The 18,554-nt window shown below is 59.8% G+C and carries 17 protein-coding genes; 8 read left to right on the plus strand and 9 right to left on the minus strand.

Features of this window, described 5'->3' with window-relative positions:
* Positions 1–216 precede the first annotated feature (216 nt).
* Positions 217–1,941, plus strand: a complete 1,725-nt coding sequence (gene ushA / locus G5253_RS13790) for a bifunctional UDP-sugar hydrolase/5'-nucleotidase UshA (protein WP_421203538.1) — start codon at positions 217–219, stop codon at positions 1,939–1,941.
* A gap of 214 nt (positions 1,942–2,155) precedes the next feature.
* Here the strand turns inward: ushA and G5253_RS13795 are convergent, their stop codons facing one another.
* Positions 2,156–3,016 carry a Tim44 domain-containing protein gene (locus G5253_RS13795; protein ID WP_005335275.1) on the minus strand — a complete coding sequence of 287 codons (861 nt, stop codon included), beginning with the start codon at positions 3,014–3,016 and terminating at the stop codon, positions 2,156–2,158.
* 363 nt (positions 3,017–3,379) lie between these two features.
* Here G5253_RS13795 and dnaB point away from each other — a divergent pair, with 363 nt between their 5' ends.
* The 3 genes from dnaB to G5253_RS13810 all read left to right on the plus strand — a co-directional run bounded on the left by dnaB (position 3,380) and on the right by G5253_RS13810 (position 6,466).
* Positions 3,380–4,774, plus strand: a complete 1,395-nt coding sequence (gene dnaB, locus G5253_RS13800; RefSeq protein WP_026035132.1) for a replicative DNA helicase — start codon at positions 3,380–3,382, stop codon at positions 4,772–4,774.
* 199 nt (positions 4,775–4,973) lie between these two features.
* The gene (gene alr, locus G5253_RS13805; RefSeq protein ID WP_421203540.1) at positions 4,974–6,047 is read left to right on the plus strand and encodes an alanine racemase; all 1,074 of its coding nucleotides are present in this window, start codon (positions 4,974–4,976) and stop codon (positions 6,045–6,047) included.
* Positions 6,047–6,466, plus strand: coding sequence for a secondary thiamine-phosphate synthase enzyme YjbQ (locus tag G5253_RS13810; RefSeq protein ID WP_421203542.1), 420 nt, complete (start codon positions 6,047–6,049; stop codon positions 6,464–6,466). The genes alr and G5253_RS13810 overlap by 1 nt, the downstream gene beginning before the upstream one ends.
* A 120-nt stretch (positions 6,467–6,586) precedes the next feature.
* Here G5253_RS13810 and pepE read toward each other — a convergent pair whose 3' ends face one another.
* From pepE to G5253_RS13835, 5 genes are all read right to left on the minus strand, one after another.
* Positions 6,587–7,324 carry a dipeptidase PepE gene (gene pepE, locus G5253_RS13815; protein WP_421203544.1) on the minus strand — a complete coding sequence of 246 codons (738 nt, stop codon included), beginning with the start codon at positions 7,322–7,324 and terminating at the stop codon, positions 6,587–6,589.
* 244 nt (positions 7,325–7,568) lie between these two features.
* Positions 7,569–8,930, minus strand: a complete 1,362-nt coding sequence (locus tag G5253_RS13820; RefSeq protein ID WP_421203546.1) for an endonuclease/exonuclease/phosphatase family protein — start codon at positions 8,928–8,930, stop codon at positions 7,569–7,571.
* A gap of 229 nt (positions 8,931–9,159) precedes the next feature.
* Positions 9,160–9,972, minus strand: coding sequence for a heme ABC transporter ATP-binding protein (locus G5253_RS13825; protein ID WP_199416793.1), 813 nt, complete (start codon positions 9,970–9,972; stop codon positions 9,160–9,162).
* 11 nt (positions 9,973–9,983) lie between these two features.
* A complete protein-coding gene (locus G5253_RS13830; protein ID WP_005335261.1) occupies positions 9,984–11,015 on the minus strand; it encodes a FecCD family ABC transporter permease in 1,032 nt (343 codons plus the stop codon).
* Complete coding sequence (locus G5253_RS13835; RefSeq protein WP_421203549.1) at positions 11,012–11,863, minus strand: heme/hemin ABC transporter substrate-binding protein; 852 nt, start codon at positions 11,861–11,863, stop codon at positions 11,012–11,014. The genes G5253_RS13830 and G5253_RS13835 overlap by 4 nt, the downstream gene beginning before the upstream one ends.
* Before the next feature lie 170 nt (positions 11,864–12,033).
* Between G5253_RS13835 and hutX the strand changes: the two genes are divergently transcribed.
* Both hutX and hutZ read left to right on the plus strand, forming a co-directional pair.
* On the plus strand, positions 12,034–12,546 hold the full coding sequence (hutX, locus tag G5253_RS13840; RefSeq protein ID WP_421203551.1) for a heme utilization cystosolic carrier protein HutX: 513 nt from the start codon (positions 12,034–12,036) through the stop codon (positions 12,544–12,546).
* Positions 12,543–13,100, plus strand: coding sequence for a heme utilization protein HutZ (hutZ, locus tag G5253_RS13845; RefSeq protein ID WP_005335257.1), 558 nt, complete (start codon positions 12,543–12,545; stop codon positions 13,098–13,100). The genes hutX and hutZ overlap by 4 nt, the downstream gene beginning before the upstream one ends.
* A gap of 86 nt (positions 13,101–13,186) precedes the next feature.
* Here the strand turns inward: hutZ and G5253_RS13850 are convergent, their stop codons facing one another.
* The 3 genes from G5253_RS13850 to G5253_RS13860 are packed head-to-tail and all read right to left on the minus strand — an operon-like array spanning position 13,187 to position 15,159.
* Entirely contained in the window at positions 13,187–13,570 is a 384-nt protein-coding gene (locus G5253_RS13850; protein WP_005335256.1) for a hypothetical protein, read from the minus strand.
* Between the two features lie 37 nt (positions 13,571–13,607).
* Positions 13,608–14,162 carry a cysteine hydrolase family protein gene (locus G5253_RS13855; RefSeq protein ID WP_005335255.1) on the minus strand — a complete coding sequence of 185 codons (555 nt, stop codon included), beginning with the start codon at positions 14,160–14,162 and terminating at the stop codon, positions 13,608–13,610.
* Between the two features lie 25 nt (positions 14,163–14,187).
* On the minus strand, positions 14,188–15,159 hold the full coding sequence (locus G5253_RS13860) for a ChaN family lipoprotein (RefSeq protein WP_421203553.1): 972 nt from the start codon (positions 15,157–15,159) through the stop codon (positions 14,188–14,190).
* 192 nt (positions 15,160–15,351) lie between these two features.
* Here G5253_RS13860 and G5253_RS13865 point away from each other — a divergent pair, with 192 nt between their 5' ends.
* Both G5253_RS13865 and G5253_RS13870 read left to right on the plus strand, forming a co-directional pair.
* On the plus strand, positions 15,352–17,457 hold the full coding sequence (locus tag G5253_RS13865; RefSeq protein ID WP_270656370.1) for a TonB-dependent hemoglobin/transferrin/lactoferrin family receptor: 2,106 nt from the start codon (positions 15,352–15,354) through the stop codon (positions 17,455–17,457).
* Between the two features lie 216 nt (positions 17,458–17,673).
* A complete protein-coding gene (locus G5253_RS13870; protein ID WP_421203555.1) occupies positions 17,674–18,474 on the plus strand; it encodes a LuxR family transcriptional regulator in 801 nt (266 codons plus the stop codon).
* Positions 18,475–18,554: the final 80 nt, after the last annotated feature.

Genomic DNA, 18,554 nt, shown 5'->3' on the forward strand with positions numbered 1-18,554 from the left:
CCGGGTGGCGCCTCCTTGGTGCGGGAGGGGGGCAAGTGAGTGACTGCTCAACAAAAAACCTGATAAATCAGCAGGAAGCCGGATGCTGGGCCGAAGATCACAATTAGCAGAATTTGTGAGTCATCGATGAAAAACGGTCATCTGTTGTTTGTTATATTGGCGCCCGACCCGCTGGACAGGGTTGATAAATAACAAAACAATCAAGGTGATATGGAAATGAATAATAACTTTATCAAAGGCGGCGTGGCACTGGCCGTGCTTGCTGCACTGACTGGCTGTAATACCTCGAGCAATGACACCGTTGCACCCTGCACCGAAAATGTCTGCAAACTGACCATCCTGCACACCAACGATACCCACGGCCGTTTCTGGCACAACGCTGAAAATGAGTATGGTATGGCTGCCCAGAAGACTCTGGTCGAGCAGCTGCGTGCCGATGCCAAGGCTGCTGGCAGTGACGTACTGGTTCTTTCCGGTGGTGATGTGAATACCGGGGTGCCGGAGTCCGATCTGCAGGATGCCGAGCCTGACTTCATGGCGATGAACAACATTCGCTACGATGCCATGGCAGTGGGCAACCATGAATTCGACAACCCTCTCAGCGTGCTGGAGAAGCAGCGCAAGTGGGCCCAGTTCCCCATGCTCTCGGCCAACATCTATGACAAGGCCAGCGGTAAGCACTACTTTGACCCCTACAAGGTGTTCAAGCTGGAGAGCGGTCTCAAGGTCGCCGTACTGGGTCTGACTACCGAGGATACCGCCCAGCTGGTTGATCCCAACAACGTGCAGACCCTGGAGTTCCGCGATCCGACCAGCGAGGCGGCCAAACTGGGCCAGCAGATCCGCAGCAACAAGGAGGCCAATCTGGTCTTCGCCATCACTCACATGGGCCATTACGAGAATGGTCAGCACGGCAGCAATGCGCCGGGCGATGTAGAGATGGCTCGTGCACTGCCGGCAGGGACTCTGGATGCCATCATTGGTGGCCACTCCCAGAATCCGGTCTGTATGGAGCCGGGCACCACCAACAAGTACGCCAATTTCAAACCGGGTGATAACTGCCAACCGGATCAGCAAAACGGCACCTGGATCATGCAGGCCCACGAGTGGGGCAAGTATGTGGGCCGTGCCCAGTTTGAGTACCAGAATGGCAAGTTGACCCTGACCAGCTATGACCTGATCCCGGTCAACCTGATCAAGCGCAACGCCAAGGGCGAGGCGATCGATGCCAACGGCGCCGTAACCAAGGATCCGGCCAAGATGCAGTTCGTACAGGACGAGATCACCAAGGATCCCGAGCTGTATAACACCCTGCTGGGTTATCAGGAGAAAGGTCAGCAAGAGCTGAATGTTGTCATTGGCTCGGCGGATGGCTTGCTGGTTGGTGATCGCAACTCGGTTCGCAACAAGCAGACCAACCTGGGTCGCCTCATCACCACGGCGACCAGCAGCAAGCTGGGGGTCGACTTTGGTATCGTCAACTCAGGCGGCGTGCGTGACAGCATCCCGGCCGGTGATATCACTTACCGCAGCGTGCTGCTGGTGCACCCGTTTGGCAACACGGTCAACAAGGCTGTCATGAAGGGAAGCGAGCTGGCGACCTATCTGGGCCAGGTGGCAAGCAAGACCCGCAATACCGGTGGTTATGCCCAGTTTGGCGGTATCAACATGGCGGTAGATTGTCAGGCCAAGAGCGTCAATATCACCAGTATCGGTGGCAAGGCGTTTGATCCGGCAGCAACTTACAGCTTCGCGATCCCGAGCTTCAGCGCCTCCGGTGGTGACGGCTATCCGAAGATCAATACCATCAACGCCGGTTTGGTCGATGCTGCCGTGCTGAAGGAGTACATCGAGATCAAGAAGACCATCAACGTGGCCGATTATCAGCCAGGCAATGAGGTGAGCTACCTGAACTCAGCCTCTACCGAAGGGTGTAACTGATTCGTCTGCGGGGCGCATACCCCCAGATGTGATCCCAAAGGGCAGCCGGTGGCTGCCCTTTGTCGTTATGTGCGTGGTGACATGTCATCTTGGGATTGGTCACAACTCTTCAATTATCAATGACGATAGCCATCGCCTGTAGGAGGTCAGGTGAGGGGATGAAATGAAAAGAGGTGGCCCATGGGCCGCCTCTTGCGTAGTGACAATCTAAACCTTACAGCTGCTCGATACCGACGATATGCCAGGGGGCATTGTTCTTGGCCAGATCGCGCTCGAGGTGCCACACCTCTTTGATATCTTCCTCGACCTGCTCCTGACGGTCCATGTAGCGGCCGCTGAAGCGCACGCTCACCTGAGCCCAATCGCTGCCGTAGTCGGCGCGCACCAGCTGGGTATCCACATACATCACTTCGGTATGCTGGTCGCCAGTCAGTTCGGCGCGCTCGGCTTTGAGCTGCTCGAACAGCTCGGGACTGACGTATTCACGCACTTTTTCCAGATCGTTCTTGTTCCATGCCTCTTGCAGGGTGCGATAGTGATCGCGGGCACCGGCCAGGAAGCTGTTCATGTCAAAGCCCGGCGGCAGGCGGAACGGCACGTCGCTGTCGGCAAAGCCGGTGGCTTGCGGTGCGCTGTTGCTCTGCTCAAACTGTTGCGGGGCCGCGGATTGCGGTGGCTGATAGCCCGCATAGGCCGCCTGTTGTGGCTGTGGCGTCGCGACCTTGCCCTTGCGCAGGGTACGGATCAGGAAGACGGCACCCAGCGCCAGCAGGGCGATCAGCAGGAAGTCCATTCCTTGCAGACCTTCAAAGGCACCGCTGCCCAGCAGGTAGGCAAACAGGCCGCCAGCCAGCAGGCCGCCCAGCAGGCCACCCATCATGCCGCTCTTTTTCGGCGGAGTCTGGGCATTCAGTGTCGGATTCTTGTTGTCGACCGGTTTGGCCGCAGGCTGGGCCGGCGCAGTTTTGTAACTTTTACCAAAGGATTTGCCGCCGCCAAATTTCTTGGCTTCGGCGTGAGGTGCCCCCAGGCCAATGGCCAGGATCACGGCAAACAGGGTCAGCATCTTTTTCATTTTGACTCTTTTCACTCTCGTCTGTGGGTGGGGCATGCTCCGCTTTGGCAAGCTCAGCAAGGCGCATGGCAGGCTGCCTGTCCCTAATTGTGTCGCAGCTTGTATTCATCAATATCACCTCTGGCATGAATTATTCATGAACGAGGTTGCCGCGATGCGGCGTCAAACAAGAGGAGTAAACCGGATGAAAAGCAGAAGATTGAGTCGCAAGGAGCGCAAAATGCGAAGCAAAATCAAAATGGTCAAGGTAGAGCAGACTCTGGTTTGGCCCTTTATGATGGTATGAGCCGCCAGATAGGGCTCGCCGTAGTTGGCTTTCTTTTGTAAAATTCCCGTCCCCTTCCCGCTGCGGTTTTTATGTGTATGGCAGAGCAAGTGACGGCGAAAAAAGACGCCAAGACACAACAGCTGAAAGTTCCTCCCCACTCTTTTGAGGCCGAACAGTCCGTACTGGGCGGCCTGATGCTGGATAACGATGCCTGGGATCGGGTTGCCGAACGGGTTATCGATCAGGATTTCTACAGCCGTCCGCACCGGTTGATCTTCCAGGCCATGACCCGCCTTTCCAACGCGGGCAACCCCATCGACCTCATTACCCTGCAGGAGGAGCTGGAGCGCTCCGAACAGCTGGAAGAGGCGGGCGGCTTCGCCTATCTGGTGGAGATCGCCAAGAACACCCCGAGTGCCGCCAACATCAACGCCTACGCCGAAATCGTGCGCGAGCGGGCGGTGGTACGGGAGATGATCTCGGTCGCCAACGAGATAGTCGAAGCGGGCTACGAGCCGCAAGGCCGTACCTCCGGCGATCTGCTGGATCTGGCCGAGAGCAAGGTATTCAAGATTGCCGAGCAGCGCACCAGCGCCAACGAGGGGCCCCAGCCCCTGAAGCTCATCCTCGAGCAGACCGTCGACAAGATTGAAGAGCTGTTCAAGACGCCGCACAACGGGGTGACCGGGGTATCGAGCGGTTACAACGATCTCGACAAGATGACCGCCGGTTTGCAGCGTTCGGACTTGATCATCGTGGCGGCCCGTCCCTCCATGGGCAAGACCACCTTTGCCATGAACCTCTGTGAGCATGCGGCCCTCACTGCCGACAAGCCGGTGCTTATCTTCTCGCTGGAGATGCCCTCCGAGCAGATCATCATGCGTATGCTCGCCTCGGTCGGTCGCATCGATCAGACCAAGGTGCGTACCGGTCAGCTCGACGACGAGGATTGGGCACGCCTCTCCTCCACCATGGGATTGCTGCTGGAGAAGGGCAAGATGTATATCGATGACGCCTCCGGCCTCACTCCGACCGATGTACGTTCCCGTGCCCGTCGGGTGGCGCGCGAGCACGGTGGCCTATCCATGATCATGGTGGACTACCTGCAGCTGATGCGGGTGCCGGCGCTCTCTGACAACCGTACCCTAGAGATCGGCGAGATCTCTCGCTCCCTCAAGGCCTTGGCGAAAGAGCTGCAGTGCCCTGTGGTGGCGCTCTCCCAGCTCAACCGAAGCCTGGAACAGCGGGCCGACAAGCGCCCGGTCAACTCTGACCTTCGTGAATCTGGCTCCATCGAGCAGGATGCGGATTTGATCATGTTTATCTATCGTGATGAGGTTTATCACGATGACAGCCCGGACAAGGGGATTGCCGAGATTATCATCGGCAAGCAGCGTAACGGCCCTATCGGAAGAGTGCGCCTCACCTTCCAGGGTCAGTTCTCCCGGTTCGACAACTATGCCGGTCCGGCGTTTGACGATGATTATTGATAAGTAACAATCATGGCAATCCTGTGGTCAGGATTGCCACCACCGCTCTGACCCGCTTGCCATTTATTGAGAGGCAGCCAGCCAGAGCCTGTTTTCCCGGTTCGACAATTATGCCGGTCCGGCCTTCGACGACGATAAGTGAGTGGCGGTCTTCGGCCCGATGAGGGGGAGACCATTTGTGCCCTCGTAAGGGAAAACCATGAAAGCGGCTACTGCCCAAATCAACACTGCGGCCTTGCGCCACAACCTCGCCGTGGTCAAGCGCCACGCTCCCGCTTGCAAGATCATCGCTGTGGTCAAGGCCAACGCCTATGGCCATGGACTGCTGCCGGTCGCCCGCACCCTGGTGGATGCGGATGCCTATGCGGTGGCCCGCATCGAAGAGGCGCTGATGCTGCGCTCCTGCGCCGTGGTCAAGCCCATTGTGCTGCTGGAGGGCTTCTTCTCCGCCGACGATCTGCCGGTGCTGGCGGCCAACAATCTGCAGACGGCGGTTCACACCTGGGAGCAGCTCGAAGCGCTGGAGCAGGTTGAGCTGCCAGCGCCCGTGGTGGCCTGGCTCAAGCTTGACACCGGCATGCACCGCCTCGGGGTGCGTGCCGACGAGATGCCCGCCTTTATCGAACGACTCGGCAAGTGCAAGAACGTGGTGCAGCCGTTCAACATCATGACCCACTTCAGCCGCTCCGATGAGCTGGAGCAGCCCACTACCCGCGAGCAGATCGATTTGTTCAGCAAGTTGACCGCACCGCTGGCGGGCGAGCGTGCCATGGCCAACTCGGCGGGCATTCTGGCCTGGCCAGACTCCCACTGCGACTGGGTTCGCCCCGGTGTCATCCTCTATGGCGTGTCGCCCTTCCCCAACACGGTGGCGGCCGATTACGACCTGCAGCCGGTGATGACCTTGAAGACCCAGTTGATTGCGGTGCGGGATCACAAAGCGGGCGAGCCGGTGGGTTATGGCGCCAACTGGGAGGCGGATCGCGATACCCGGCTCGGGGTGATCGCCATCGGCTACGGTGACGGTTATCCGCGCATGGCGCCCAATGGTACTTCCGTGCTGATCAACGGCCGCATCGTGCCGCTGGTGGGGCGTGTCTCCATGGATATGAGCACGGTCGATCTGGGCCCGGGCGCGACCGACAAGCCCGGCGACGAAGCGGTGCTGTGGGGCGAGGGGTTGCCGGTGGAGCGGGTGGCAGACGAGATTGGCACCATCCCCTACGAACTCATCACCAAACTCACCTCCCGCGTCTTTATGGAGTACGTCTGATGTGGCAGCAGTGCCTGCTGACGTTGAAGCCCCGTTCGCGGGGCTTTCATCTGGTGACGGACGAGCTGGTGGCCAAGCTGCCGATGCTGGCGGATTACCGGATTGGCATGGCGCACCTGCTGCTGCAACACACTTCTGCCTCGCTCACTCTCAATGAGAACTGCGACCCCAGCGTGCGCAGCGATATGGAGGCCCATCTGGACCGGCTGGCGCCGGAAGATGCCCCCTACTATCGCCACACCTATGAGGGGGCGGATGACATGCCCGCCCACATCAAATCCTCCCTGCTCGGGGTGAGCCTGCAACTGCCGATCCGCGATGGTCAGCTGGCGCTCGGTACCTGGCAGGGGATCTGGCTTGGCGAGCATCGCGTCGATGGTGGCGCCCGCAAGGTGCTGGTGACTCTGCAGGGTGAGTAATCAGACTACAACTAGCTGAAAGATGACGATAAAAAAGAGGGATGGCGCCGAGCCATCCCTCTTTTGTTTTTACGATTTCGCGAGCTATCCGCCTGCCAGTGGTGAAGCGATCTTCGTGGCTCAGCAGACCTTGAAGGGGGTCAGCTCGGCCAGCGGGGCGGCGTCCATAAAGGCTTGCGGCTCCTGACCGTGTTTGAAGATCTTGAAGTCCTGCTCGCGGGCGCTCCAGTACTCCAGACGCTCGCTGCCGTTTTCTCCGGTGATTTGCAGCAGACTCGCTTCGCGCAGGGCCACCACATATTCGCTCGGGTTGATGGCGCAGAACTCGGCCAGACGCTCGTCGCGGGTTTCGCCCATGTGGCCGCTGATGCTGGCGTCCAGATAGTGCGGGTTGATCTGCAGCGGGAACAGGCCCAGCGCCGGCAGCACGGCGGCGTTGCAGACCGGCATGTCGTTGGTGGTGCGGATGCTCGGGGTCGCCACGTTGCAACCGGCGCTCCAGCCCACATAGGGGACGCCCCGCTCGCGCACGGCACGCTGGATCGGCACGATCAGGCCATTTTCGTGCAGCATCTGGTTGAGGCGCCAGGTATTGCCGCCGCTGATAAAGATGGCGTCCGCCTGATTGATGGCATCGACCGGATCATCGAAGTGGTGGATGCTGATGGCATCGACTCCCAGACTCTCCTGCAGCTCGTTGGCACGGGCATCCCAGTCGCTGCGGATCACCGCGTAGGGGATGAGCAGAATGCGCTTGACCTGTTTGCGCGCGAGCAGGCTTTGAACCCGATCCCGGGCCCAGCCGAGCAGACCCGGAAATTCGTTGGCTTTACCGTTGCTAAGCAGAAGCAGTTCCATCAAATCGTTCCTCAAAAAGTGAAAGCGGAGGAGGGAGGACCACCGGAGCCGCCGTGCGGCCGGATGGCAAGAGGAGGCATGCTACCACCATTGGCGCGGCGGTTCTGTGATCGCGAGGCCCATTCAACGGCTATGGAGGAGTTATGGATAGATAACTCAATGCTAACTGGTGGATTAATAAGCAGAGCTCAGCTCGCCGCCCATTGCCAATAAAAGACCCCGCCGCAGCGGGGTCATGGCAGAGTTAGTCGAGTTTGAGATCGACCCACACCATGCGGTGATCCGAACTGACTCCCTTGGCGATGCCGAGTTTCGCATCATAGACCAGGTGATAACCGGCCTCGAAGCTGGCCGGCCAGAAGACGCCGCTCTTGACCGCGTTGAGGTTGGCGGAGGGGATGACGTGATCCAGCTGCAGCACGCTGGAGTTGGTGATCCGTTCCGGGTTGGGGCGATTGAGGTTGCGTTTGCAGTCGGCCCCCTTGCTGACACACTCCGGGCCCCCTTCGCTGACCGGGATCAGGGTGCCATTGGTGATGGCCTGATTCATCAGCGGGTTGTTTAGCAGATCCTGAATGGCGCTCAGGTCACCGTCACCGGTGAGCGGATCGGCGTTGAGATCGCCGGCGATGACGAACTTGGCGTTTTTGGCCAGCCCACCCTTGGTGCCCTTGTCATCGGTCATGTAGCTGAGACCCTTGACGTAGTCGTTCCAGAAGGCGATCTCGGCGCGGTTGTGCTTGACGGTGTGACGCGCCGCGTTGGCAAAGATTGGCGGGGTTGGGTGGGAGATCAGGAAGTGGATCACCTCTTCACCCTTCTCGGTCTTGATGCGTACCGGCACATCGGCGTGGTTCTTGGAGGAGAGCGGGTACTGCTGCCAGGCTGCGTCTGAATACCAGGCATCACCACACTGGCGGCTGGCCGGGATCTTGACCTTGGGATTGTTGCAGTCATCGATGATGGGGTTCTGCTCGCCCGGCATATCCTTCCACTTGAAGTTCTGGAAGGTTCGGATCTGCTTGGTGTCGATGGGGTATTTGGACATCACCGCAAAGGCGTACTGGCCGTGGTAGTTGCCAAAGCCCCAGGCATCGTCGGGGCCGCTGTTGACCTTGCCATCCAGATTGAGGTCATAACCGCTCATCAGGCCGGTGTTTGTGGCGAAGTTCTGCATCACCGGATAGCTGATGGCCGTCACCTCTGCGTGCTGGGCGTGAGCCAGATAGTTGTCGTTGAAGGCTTTCAGATCGGCGGTGCTCTCGCCTTTGCCGTCGTTGTCGAACTCGTTGAGCAGGAACACATCCGGACGGGTGCGCTGGATGATCTCCGCCACGTTGCGGATCTGCTGCACGTTCTTGGCTTTGGTTTCAGTGGCGCCGCTCAGGCTCCCTTCGGCGAGGCGGGTCAGCAGGGCATCCTGCTCGGTGCGGGTCAGCGCCAGCTCACCGGTCAGCATACCGGCGGCAGTGCGGTCAAAAGAGAGGTTGAAGGTGGCAAAACGAACCATGGGATCAGCTGCCTTTGAGTCGTTGTCGCTGTTGCAGCCAGCCAGCATCCCGAGGGAGATGGCGGCAGCCAGTAGGGTCTTGTTGATATTCTTCATTGTAATTATTCCGTAGCATCAATGAGTTATGCCTTCGTGAGGCGGCGCCATTATAAGTAGACGGTGATGCTGCGGGGGTTTTGCCTGAGCAAAGTGTGAGGATATTCACACCACATATCTGGCGATGATGAATGTTAGCAGGGCGATATGGGGTGTGAAAAACCGGTTTATACGCTGCAGTTTCCGGGATGAATAGCGCGCTTCCTGCCGTTACCGCACTCTGAATTTGTCACACCACCATCGGCAGGCCGCTTTCGGGGTGGTGGATCACCTGTGCCGGATAGTCATAGAGACGGGCGATCAGCTCAGGGGTGAGCACCTCGGCAGGCGTGCCATCGGCCATCAGCTTACCCCGTTCCAGCATCACCAGCCGATCGGCATAGCGCGCCGCCAGATTGAGGTCGTGCAGCACCACCAGCACAGCTGTATTGCGGCTGGCGAGGGCGCGCGCCATGGTGAGCAGCTGATGCTGGTATTTCAGGTCCAGCGCCGAGGTGGGTTCGTCGAGCAGCAGCAGGCGGGGTTGCTCGGCTTGCTCGGTCGGGGAGGGAGCCTGCCAGATCTGCGCCAGCACCCGGGCAAACTGCACCCGCTGCCGCTCGCCGCCGGAGAGCCCGGGATAGAGCCGTTTGGCCAGATGCTCGACCCCGGCATGGGTCATGGCCGCCGCCACAATCTCGTCGCGCCGCGCCGCCGGTTCACTGTGTGGCAGGCGCCCCATGGCGACCACTTCCTCGCAGAGAAAGGGGAAGTTGAGGGAGGAGCTTTGCGGCAATACCCCGAGTCGGTGGGCCAGCTGGCTGCTGTCCCACTGCTGGCGATCTGCACCAAACAGGGTGATGGAACCCTCATATTCCAGCTCGCCGGTCAGGCATTTGAGCAGAGAGCTCTTGCCCGCCCCGTTGGGGCCGAGCAGGGCGGTGAGGGTGCCGCTCTCGAGGTCGAGATTGAGCCCATCCAGGATCTGGCGCTGGCCACGGCGCAGGCTGAGTCGGGTGCAGCTCAACATGGGGGAGGAGAGTGAGGATGAGAGTGGTTGCATAACAGTCCGTATCACAGGGCGCGGCGGCCTTTTACCAGCAGCCAGATGAAGAAGGGGGCGCCGAGCAGGGCGGTGATGATGCCCACCGGCAGCTCGGCAGGGGCCAGCAGGGTGCGTGCCAGCATATCGGCTGCCAGCAGCAGGGCGGCGCCGAGCAGGGCTGAGAGTGGCAGCAACCTGACGTGGTTGGGGCCTGCCAGCAGGCGCACCAGATGGGGCACCACCAGCCCGACGAAGCCGATCATCCCCGATACCGCCACCGCCACCCCGACGCCCGCGGCGGTGAGCAGAATCAGGCGGCGCTTGAGGGATTGCACATTGACCCCAAGATGACGGGCCTCTCCCTCACCCAGCAGCAGGGCATTGAGGGGATTGGCATCGCGCATAAAGAGCCACAGCAGGGCCGCCAAGGTGAGCAGGGCCAGCGCCACATCGGCCGGTTTGCCTGCCGCCAGCGTTCCCATCTGCCACAGGCTCAGGTTGCGCAGCATCTGATCGTCCGCCAGATAGGTGAGCAGGCCGATCACTGCACCGGAGAGCGCCGTGATGGCTACCCCGGCCAGCAGCATGACGGTGACCGAGGTGCCCCCCTCACGGGTGCCGAGCAGATAGACCAGGGTGGTGGTGAGCGCGCCGCCGAGAAAGGCGAGCAGCGGCAGCAGACCAACCCCTATGGTGGCTTGCAGCTGCTGGCCGAGGGGGGCCAGCAGCACGATGGCGAGCGCCGCACCGAGCGCCGCACCGCCGGAGACACCTATGATGCCGGGGTCAGCCAAGGGGTTGCGAAACAGCCCCTGCATCACGGCGCCACAGAGCCCGAGAATCCCCCCCACTGCGATGCAGAGCAGGGTTCTCGGCAGGCGAATTTCCTGCACGATCAGCAGTTTGTGCGACTCAATCCCGCTCTCCTGCCCGGCAAACAGCGCCCGCAGACTCTCGCCCAGGGTGAGGGTCATGGGGCCGGTTGCCAGCGAACCGAGCAGCAACAGTGCCAGTGCGGCCGTGGTAAAGGCCAGCAGCCAGGAGAGGGGTAACCGCATCATGACCCCTGCTTGATCCACTGGGCGATCTGGTTCGCCTGTTGCAGGGAGTTGAGGCTCAGGCCCCCTTGCAGGGCGTGGCCGTCGATGGCGTGAATGGCGTTACGCTTGCCAGCCGGGGTGGCGGCCAGGGCGGGCACTTCTGCCAGCACCTTGGCCGAGTCGGCATATTGCTGCCAGTCACGACCGCTGACCAGTACCAGATCGGGCTGCATCTCGATGAGGGATTCGGCGGATACCGGCTTGTAGTTGCGCAACTCGGCGACCGGATTGATGCCGCCGGCCAGCGAAATCAGCGCGCTGGCGGTGGTGTCCCCCCCGGCGATGCTGGTGGGTTGCCCCTTGTGCAGCAGCAGGAAGGCGACCTTGAGCGGTTTGTTCTGTTTGGCTTGCGCCGCCAGCTGATCGGTCTGGGCCTGGATCTCTGCCTTCAGGCGATCGCCAGCGGCTTTGTCGCCCAGCAGGCTGGAGAGGGTGTCGATGCGCTGGTTGAGGTTGGCGAGAGTCGGCGCGGTATCCAGCACCTCTACCTTGACCCCGGCACGGCGCAGCTGATCCAGGGTCGGGGCCGGGCCCATCTCGTCGCTGCCCACCAGTCGGGTGGGGGAGAGGCTCAGGATCCCTTCGGCGGCCAGTGCCCGGTGATAACCCACCTTGGGCAACCCTTTTGGCAAGGGGCTGCTGACATCGGTGGCGATCAGGCTCGATTCACCGCCAAGGGCCAGAATGAGTTCTGTGGTGGCCGGGCCGATACTGACGATACGCTCTTTCTGTCCGTCGGCAGCAACGGCAGAGAAGGAAGAGAGTGAACTGCAGAGCAGGGTGATGGCGAGGGCAAGACGACGGCCCATGCTAACCTCCGAAGGGGTGAATGAAACGGGTGTGCCGCCGAGAATATCAAGGCTTTGGAAAAAATGCACTGATAATGATAGCAATTATCAATTGCATTGGTTTCGGTGCTTTATTAGAGTAGCCGCCATGATAAACAGCGGGACAAGATGGTCCCGCAGAGGGAGAAAACATGAGCATTGCACAACGCATTCACGCGCTGCTGGAGCAGGATCCCGGCGCTCATCCGTCCACCCTGGCGGCCCAGCTTGCCATCAGCGAATGGGAGGTGGTTCGCCATCTGCCCGCCGAGCTGGTGACCCTGCTACCCGCCGATCGCGCACAAGGTCTGCTGGAAGATTTGGCCGACTGGGGCCCGGTGACCACCATCGTCGAATCAGAAGGATCCATCTTCGAGGTAAAAGCCCCCTTCCCGAAAGGCAAGGACGCACGCGGTTACTACAACCTGATGGGCCGCGACGGTGAGCTGCATGGTCATCTCAAGCTCGACAACGTGGCGTGGATTGCGCTGGTCAGCAAGCTGTTCATGGGCAAGGAGGGGCACTCCTTCCAGTTTTTCGGTCACTCCGGCCGCTGCATTTTCAAGGTCTATCTGGGTCGCGACGAGAAACGCCAGCTGCTGGCCGATCAGGTCACCCGTTTCATGGCGCTGCGCCACAACTCTCAAGAGGAAGTCAAAGCATGAGTGAACGTCAGGAGCGTCTGCAGAACCGCCTGCAACCGGAGATCCGCGAGTTTCGCGACAGCTGCCGCACCCTGCAGCTCGCCACCGTCGATGGTGAAGGCAATCCCAACGCCAGCTATGCCCCGTTTGTGCTGCAGGAAGATGGCTACTATGTGCTGATCTCCGAGATCGCTCGCCACGCCCGTAACCTACAACAGGTGCCCCGGGTATCCCTGATGCTGATCGAGGATGAGAGCGGTGCCCGCGAGCTGTTTGCCCGCAAGCGCTTGACCTTCGATGCGGTGGCTGAAGTGGTAGCCCGTGACGACGCCCGCTGGAGCAAGGCGGTCGCTGCGCTGGAGGGGCGTTTTGGCGAGATCATCAAGGGTCTCTCCAACCTCAAGGATTTCAAACTGTTCCGCCTCAAGCCGGAGCAGGGGCTGTTCGTCAAGGGCTTCGGCCAGGCGTTCGCGGTCTCCGGTGACGAGCTGGTGGATTTCGTCCATCTGGTGGAAGGGCACAAGCGCATCGACAACGGTGCCGAGCTCACCAGCCCGGCCGATGCGCCGGTCTGACGATCCCTGTCGACCACGACAGCCGTCATAACAAAACGGGCAGCCAATTGGCTGCCCGTTTTTATTGCGTTATCTCATCCGCCAGTTCAATCCTGCCAGCTGGCCTTGTTGGGAAAAGCGCGACGATCGGCGTCGGTGGCCGTTTCGTTGCACTCTCCCCGCACCTTCCAGGAGGTCTGGCTCAGCACGATGTAGCCCTGGCGGCAATACTGCTTGGTCGCCAGGGTCTCGGTCAGCAGGTTCTCCTGCAAGGCTTCCCGCTGCTCCAGCAACCGCTGGCTCTGGGCCGCCGAGAGGCCGCGCGGCAAGGTGTCGTTGGGCGCGGCTTCAAAGGTGAAGCGCTTGCTCCCCTCCTCGTTGATGTGGGTCAGAAACAGGGGTTCCGGCCCGTCATACTTCTGTCCGGGCAAGCTGGAGCAGGCCGACAGCAGGGGAACAATCAACAACAGGGTGGCAGACAACAGGCGCACGACAGACTCCGGTGAGAAACGAGACGAGGCTCGCAGATTAGCATGGCTGCAGGGCGGGTGTTACTGCCAGCAGTTCGTCGGTGGTGAGCAGAGTCACACTGCGCCCCTCCGGCAGGCTGAGGTGGCGCCACATCCAGTGATGGTGCTCGGTGATCTGGGCCGCGCTCAGGTGGGGGCGATCGGCGGTGGTGTGACCATCGCTCAACACCAGCACCTCGTACCCATGGGAGGCGGCACTGCGCACCGTGGTGTCGACGCAAAAATCGGTGGCACAGCCACAGAGAATGAGTCGATCGACCGGCTGCTCGGCCAGCAGGAAGGCAAGCTCGGTATCGAGAAAGCTGTCACATGCTGTCTTGCGCACCCGGCTATCTCCTTTGGCCGGTTGCAGCGCACTGTGCAACTGCCAACCCGGGGTGCCCGGTTCCAGTTCGGTGCCGGGGGGCGAGTCATGCTGGATATAGATGACCCGTCCCTGTTGCTGCCTGACATGGGCCGCAGCCCGATTGATATTGGCCAGCACCTGCTCCTGGCGGTAACGGGGCTCGTTGAACAAGCCTTGCTGCACATCGATGATCAGTAACACATCCATATTTTACCCGCCGTTTCCTGGAAGATTAGGGTTGCAGCCACTGGCTGCAGTCACGACTGCGGGATTGATGCAGCGCGCCCATATCTTGCTTCATCTCGTCACTGTTTTGCCAGCGCTTAGGCAGCGGCATGATGGTTACCTGCACATCGGCTGCGCGATCTGCAACAGAGGTCTCATCTGTACGAGGCACGACCAGCGCCACCTTGAGGGCAGGATTGCGGCTGGCGATGCGACTGGCGAGCCCAAGCCCCCCCTCGACGTGGAAATTGCCGGCGATATGCATGATCTGCTGGCCCGGGTGCTTGGCGAGATAATCCACCATGCTCTCGGCCATGGTGTCATCCCAACTGGTCTGGGCGGCGAAGCGGCGGGCGTTGCTGTCGGCATCGCCGTGGTGCATGGAGGCCATAAATTTCTGGCGATAGGGGTCATCCCCGAGCGTCAGTTGGCGGGCCAGCTGGCTGCGACGTGTGGCTGGCAGTTTGTCGAGCCACTCAGCCCCCTCCTGACCGACACAGCTCACCAGCGGTTTGGGGGCGTTGGCGGCGATCACCGGCATCCGGTGAGCTTTGGCAAACTCCACCAGCGGGCGGTAGTCGCTCGGATAGTTGGGCCAGGCGTTGCCTTCGCGGATCAAGGCCGCTTCACCAATCTGGTTCGCCAGATAGGCATCCAGCGTCTTCTGATCGGCGCGGCTGAACTGCTCCATGGAGAGGGCCAATGGCCGCCCGTGCTGCTGACCTGCGGTGTAGAGCCCGCTCAGCAGGCGCGATTGCAACAGATGCACGGCGGGATGGCTGTGCAGCTCGCCCACCAGAATGATGTCGGCGTCGGCAATGCGCGCGATCGCCTGTTCCAGTGTCAGGTCTGCTTCTCTTTCGCCGCTTAGCCGGTAGTCATAGAGCGTCTGCAACTGTGATGACTGGGTCGGTTGGGTGGGGGTGGCACAGGCTGCCAGTAGCAGCGGCAGGGCAAGCAGGGGAAGTCGTCTAATCATGGGATCTCACGGCTGATATGCCCGGATGCCGGTGCATCTCGGGGGCTAATAGAGAATAAGGGCAACACAGGGCGACAGTGTAAAACCAATTTGGTTCAAAACAAATGAGAATGATTTCGTTTCTTGTTGATCTTTGTCGGGAGCCGGGTAATATGCGGCCTGTTTGATAACAGTTCTCAATAAGGATTCGCTGTGACCCATCATAACGCACTCTCTCTGGTTGCCCTCGCCGTGGCAGCCGGTCTCTCTTCCCAGGTCTTTGCTGCCACCCAGAAGGCGGATGAAGTCGTGGTCGTCAGCGGCTCACGGATGGAGCAAAAGCTGGAAGATGTCTCCGGCCCCATCTCGGTGATCACCGCCAAGCAGATTGAAGAGCAGGTCGTCACCAACGTCGCCGACCTGTTCCGCTACGAACCCGGTGTGACTGTGCTCGGCGGTCAGGGGGATGCGCAGACCTTTATCATCCGCGGCATGGGGGAAAACCGGGTCAAGGTGGTGCGCGACGGTGTGCGCCAGAACGATGCCTACAGCAAGGGCGGGGTTGGCCAGAGCTACTTCGATACCGACATGATCAAGCAGGTAGAAGTGGCCAAGGGGCCGGCGTCTGCCGCCTACGGCTCCGATGCGCTGGGTGGCGTGATTGCCATCACCACCAAGGATGCCAGCGACTTCCTCAAGGGCAAGGATAGTTATCTGGATGTGACCAGCGGTTACGCCTCCAGCAGCCACCAGAAGATGGCGGGCTTTACCGGCGCCTTGCGCACTGGTGAAGTGGAGAACCTGCTGCGCTACACCTGGCGCGATGGCGGTGTGACCCAGAATTTCGACTCCACCAAAAACGACTTCGATATCGGTACCCACGCCCTGCTGCTCAAGAGCAAGTGGAACCTCTCCGATGAGCAGTTCCTCAAGCTGACCGTTGACTACCTGACCGATGGCGAGGAGCCGGATGCGGTCAAGCTCAACAAGGTCGGTACCGGTACTGCCCGTGTCTTTGATCAGCCCATCACCGACAAGCAGACCGACAACCTCTCTGTGGTGCTGGATCACGGCATCGCGCTGAATCAAGGTTGGGCTGATCGGATGGATAGCAAGGTTTACTTCGCTCGCACCAAGCAGACGCTGGATCAGTACGCCTCATCCAAGTATCCGGTCAGCCCCGGCAACCCCTATGTGACCAAAAACTCGCTGGATCACAACGTGTTCGATCAGAAGAACATCGGCGCCCAGCTGCAGTTCCACAAGGCGGTCGCCAACCACCGCCTGGCCTGGGGGGCTGAATACGAGCATACCGACAACGAACGTACCCGTTACAAGGGGCCGACGACCCCCGGTGATTTTGTCGGCTACAACGAGCTGAGTTTCCCGGCTACCACCAGCGAGCGCAGCGCCCTGTGGGCCTTTGACGAGATCAAGTTTGGCGAGCGCTGGGTGCTGACCCCGGGTGCCCGTTATGACTACTACCGGATGACTCCGGACAACGATCCGGCCTACACAGGCGACAAGCTGCACAAGTTCTCGGAAGGGGAGCTGTCACCCAAGCTGGGTCTGGTGTTCAAGGCCCACGAGGCGGCCAACCTGTTCGCCCAGTACAGCCACGGTTTCAAGGCCCCCATGTATGACAGCGCCTTCTCCACCCTGAACCATCAGGCTTACGGCTATCGCATCGAGCCCAACCCGAACCTCAATCCGGAGAGCAGCGACGGCATCGATCTTGGTGTGCGTGGCAGCAGCAACGGCTTCAGCTATGAAGTAGCCAGCTTCTACAACAAGTTTGAAGACTTCATCGAGATGGTGGAAGTGGGCAAAGAGGGGCGCACCGCCGTCTATCAGTACCAGAACCTGAGCAAGGCGACCACCAAAGGGGTCGAAGCCAAGGCGGATTACTGGCTCAACGACATCGTCAATGTCTGGGGCAACCTCGCCTACATCGAAGGCAAGGATGGGGATGGCAACTACATCAACAGCCTGAGCCCGCTCAACGGCTCGGTCGGTGTGCGTCTGGAACAGGCCCAATGGAACTTCAACACAGCGCTGCGCTTTGCTGACGACATGGACAAAGTCCGTAAAGACAGCAAAGGCAACGATTACGTGAAGAGCGCCGGTTGGGGTGTGGTGGATATGTACGCCCAGTTCAACCCGATGACCGACCTGCAGCTCAACGTCGGGGTCTTCAACCTGTTTGACAAGGAGTACACCAGCTACGAGCGCATCGCCGGTCGTGCCGAGGGCTCCGATAACAGCATGATGACCGAACCGGGCCGCAACCTGAGTGCACGGGTCAAATACGTATTCTAAAAAGACAACACACGCAGTGATCTCGGGCTGTTGCCCGCACCGGATCCCCGCCCTGACAGGCGGGGATTTTTTATACATGTAGCCAGGTGTGAGGTGACCCGCTCACACCATGTTATTCATTGGCTTCGCCTTTTTCTTTGTGTTGGCGAGATATTATGCTATTTGATTTATTGTTAATGACATTTAGTAATTATTTACAACGGGTGTGCCTAGCTTTTGACTTCGACATCGAACTTTTTCCTCGACACCGCCGACGCTCTTGAGCTGATTACCCGCTTCAATGAGGCCTCTGACGAGCAGACCATAGTGGCCCTGCTGCGTACCCTTAGCCAGCAGATGGGTTTTGACCACTTCCGGCTGGGATTCATCTTTCCCAGTTCGATTCAGCGACCTGACGTGAGGATTTTCAACGGCTGTCCTGCCGAATGGGTACAGACCTATGACAAAAAGCGTTTCTTTACGTTAGATCCCGTTGTACGCAAAGGGATGAGCCAGAGTACCCCTATCCTCTGGGCCAACCTGATCACCGAGTGTTGCGATCAACAAGATATGGCGGGGCTTGAGGTGATGTTGCAGGCCCATGAGATGGGATTGCGCGACGGGATCACGATTCCCTGGCACGGGCCGAATGGCCATGTTGGCTTGTTGTCATTGATCACACGCACTACACGAACTGAGCATCAGTGGCTGACGGCTGCTCCCTTTTTAAGCTGGCTGGCGGTGCATGTCTTCGAGGCTGTGGCCCGTGTTTGTCTTGCCGTGAAGCTTCCTCAGGAAGAACTGACCCTACGGGAGCTGGAGGTGTGCCAGTGGGCTGCCGAAGGCAAGCAAGTGAGTGATATTGCCCAGATCCTGGGGATCAAGCCCAGAACCGTCACTTTCCATCTTGAACGGATAGCGGAGAAGCTGGGGGCAAGCAGCAAAAATCAGGCGATATCATGGGCGCTGATGCAGGGTATTGTCAGACTGAACATTGACACGGCACAGATTGAAAATGTGGATGATGACAGTGCATGATGCTGTATAACGCAAAAAATTGCTCATCACACAGATAAAATCACTTAAAATGACAGTTTTGCCAGTGAGTTTGATGATAT

It is taken from the genome of Aeromonas sp. 602658 (assembly GCF_049173005.1).
In the GTDB taxonomy this organism is placed as follows: domain Bacteria; phylum Pseudomonadota; class Gammaproteobacteria; order Enterobacterales; family Aeromonadaceae; genus Aeromonas; species Aeromonas veronii_A.

Bases quoted from the DNA above. Each gene is read 5' to 3' on its own strand.
- ushA (WP_421203538.1), top strand. From the start codon at position 217: ATGAATAATAACTTTATCAAAGGCGGCGTGGCACTGGCCGTGCTTGCT.
- G5253_RS13795 (WP_005335275.1), bottom strand. From the start codon at position 3,016: ATGAAAAAGATGCTGACCCTGTTTGCCGTGATCCTGGCCATTGGCCTG.
- dnaB (WP_026035132.1), top strand. From the start codon at position 3,380: ATGGCAGAGCAAGTGACGGCGAAAAAAGACGCCAAGACACAACAGCTG.
- alr (WP_421203540.1), top strand. From the start codon at position 4,974: ATGAAAGCGGCTACTGCCCAAATCAACACTGCGGCCTTGCGCCACAAC.
- G5253_RS13810 (WP_421203542.1), top strand. From the start codon at position 6,047: ATGTGGCAGCAGTGCCTGCTGACGTTGAAGCCCCGTTCGCGGGGCTTT.
- pepE (WP_421203544.1), bottom strand. From the start codon at position 7,324: ATGGAACTGCTTCTGCTTAGCAACGGTAAAGCCAACGAATTTCCGGGT.
- G5253_RS13820 (WP_421203546.1), bottom strand. From the start codon at position 8,930: ATGAAGAATATCAACAAGACCCTACTGGCTGCCGCCATCTCCCTCGGG.
- G5253_RS13825 (WP_199416793.1), bottom strand. From the start codon at position 9,972: ATGCAACCACTCTCATCCTCACTCTCCTCCCCCATGTTGAGCTGCACC.
- G5253_RS13830 (WP_005335261.1), bottom strand. From the start codon at position 11,015: ATGATGCGGTTACCCCTCTCCTGGCTGCTGGCCTTTACCACGGCCGCA.
- G5253_RS13835 (WP_421203549.1), bottom strand. From the start codon at position 11,863: ATGGGCCGTCGTCTTGCCCTCGCCATCACCCTGCTCTGCAGTTCACTC.
- hutX (WP_421203551.1), top strand. From the start codon at position 12,034: ATGAGCATTGCACAACGCATTCACGCGCTGCTGGAGCAGGATCCCGGC.
- hutZ (WP_005335257.1), top strand. From the start codon at position 12,543: ATGAGTGAACGTCAGGAGCGTCTGCAGAACCGCCTGCAACCGGAGATC.
- G5253_RS13855 (WP_005335255.1), bottom strand. From the start codon at position 14,162: ATGGATGTGTTACTGATCATCGATGTGCAGCAAGGCTTGTTCAACGAG.
- G5253_RS13860 (WP_421203553.1), bottom strand. From the start codon at position 15,159: ATGATTAGACGACTTCCCCTGCTTGCCCTGCCGCTGCTACTGGCAGCC.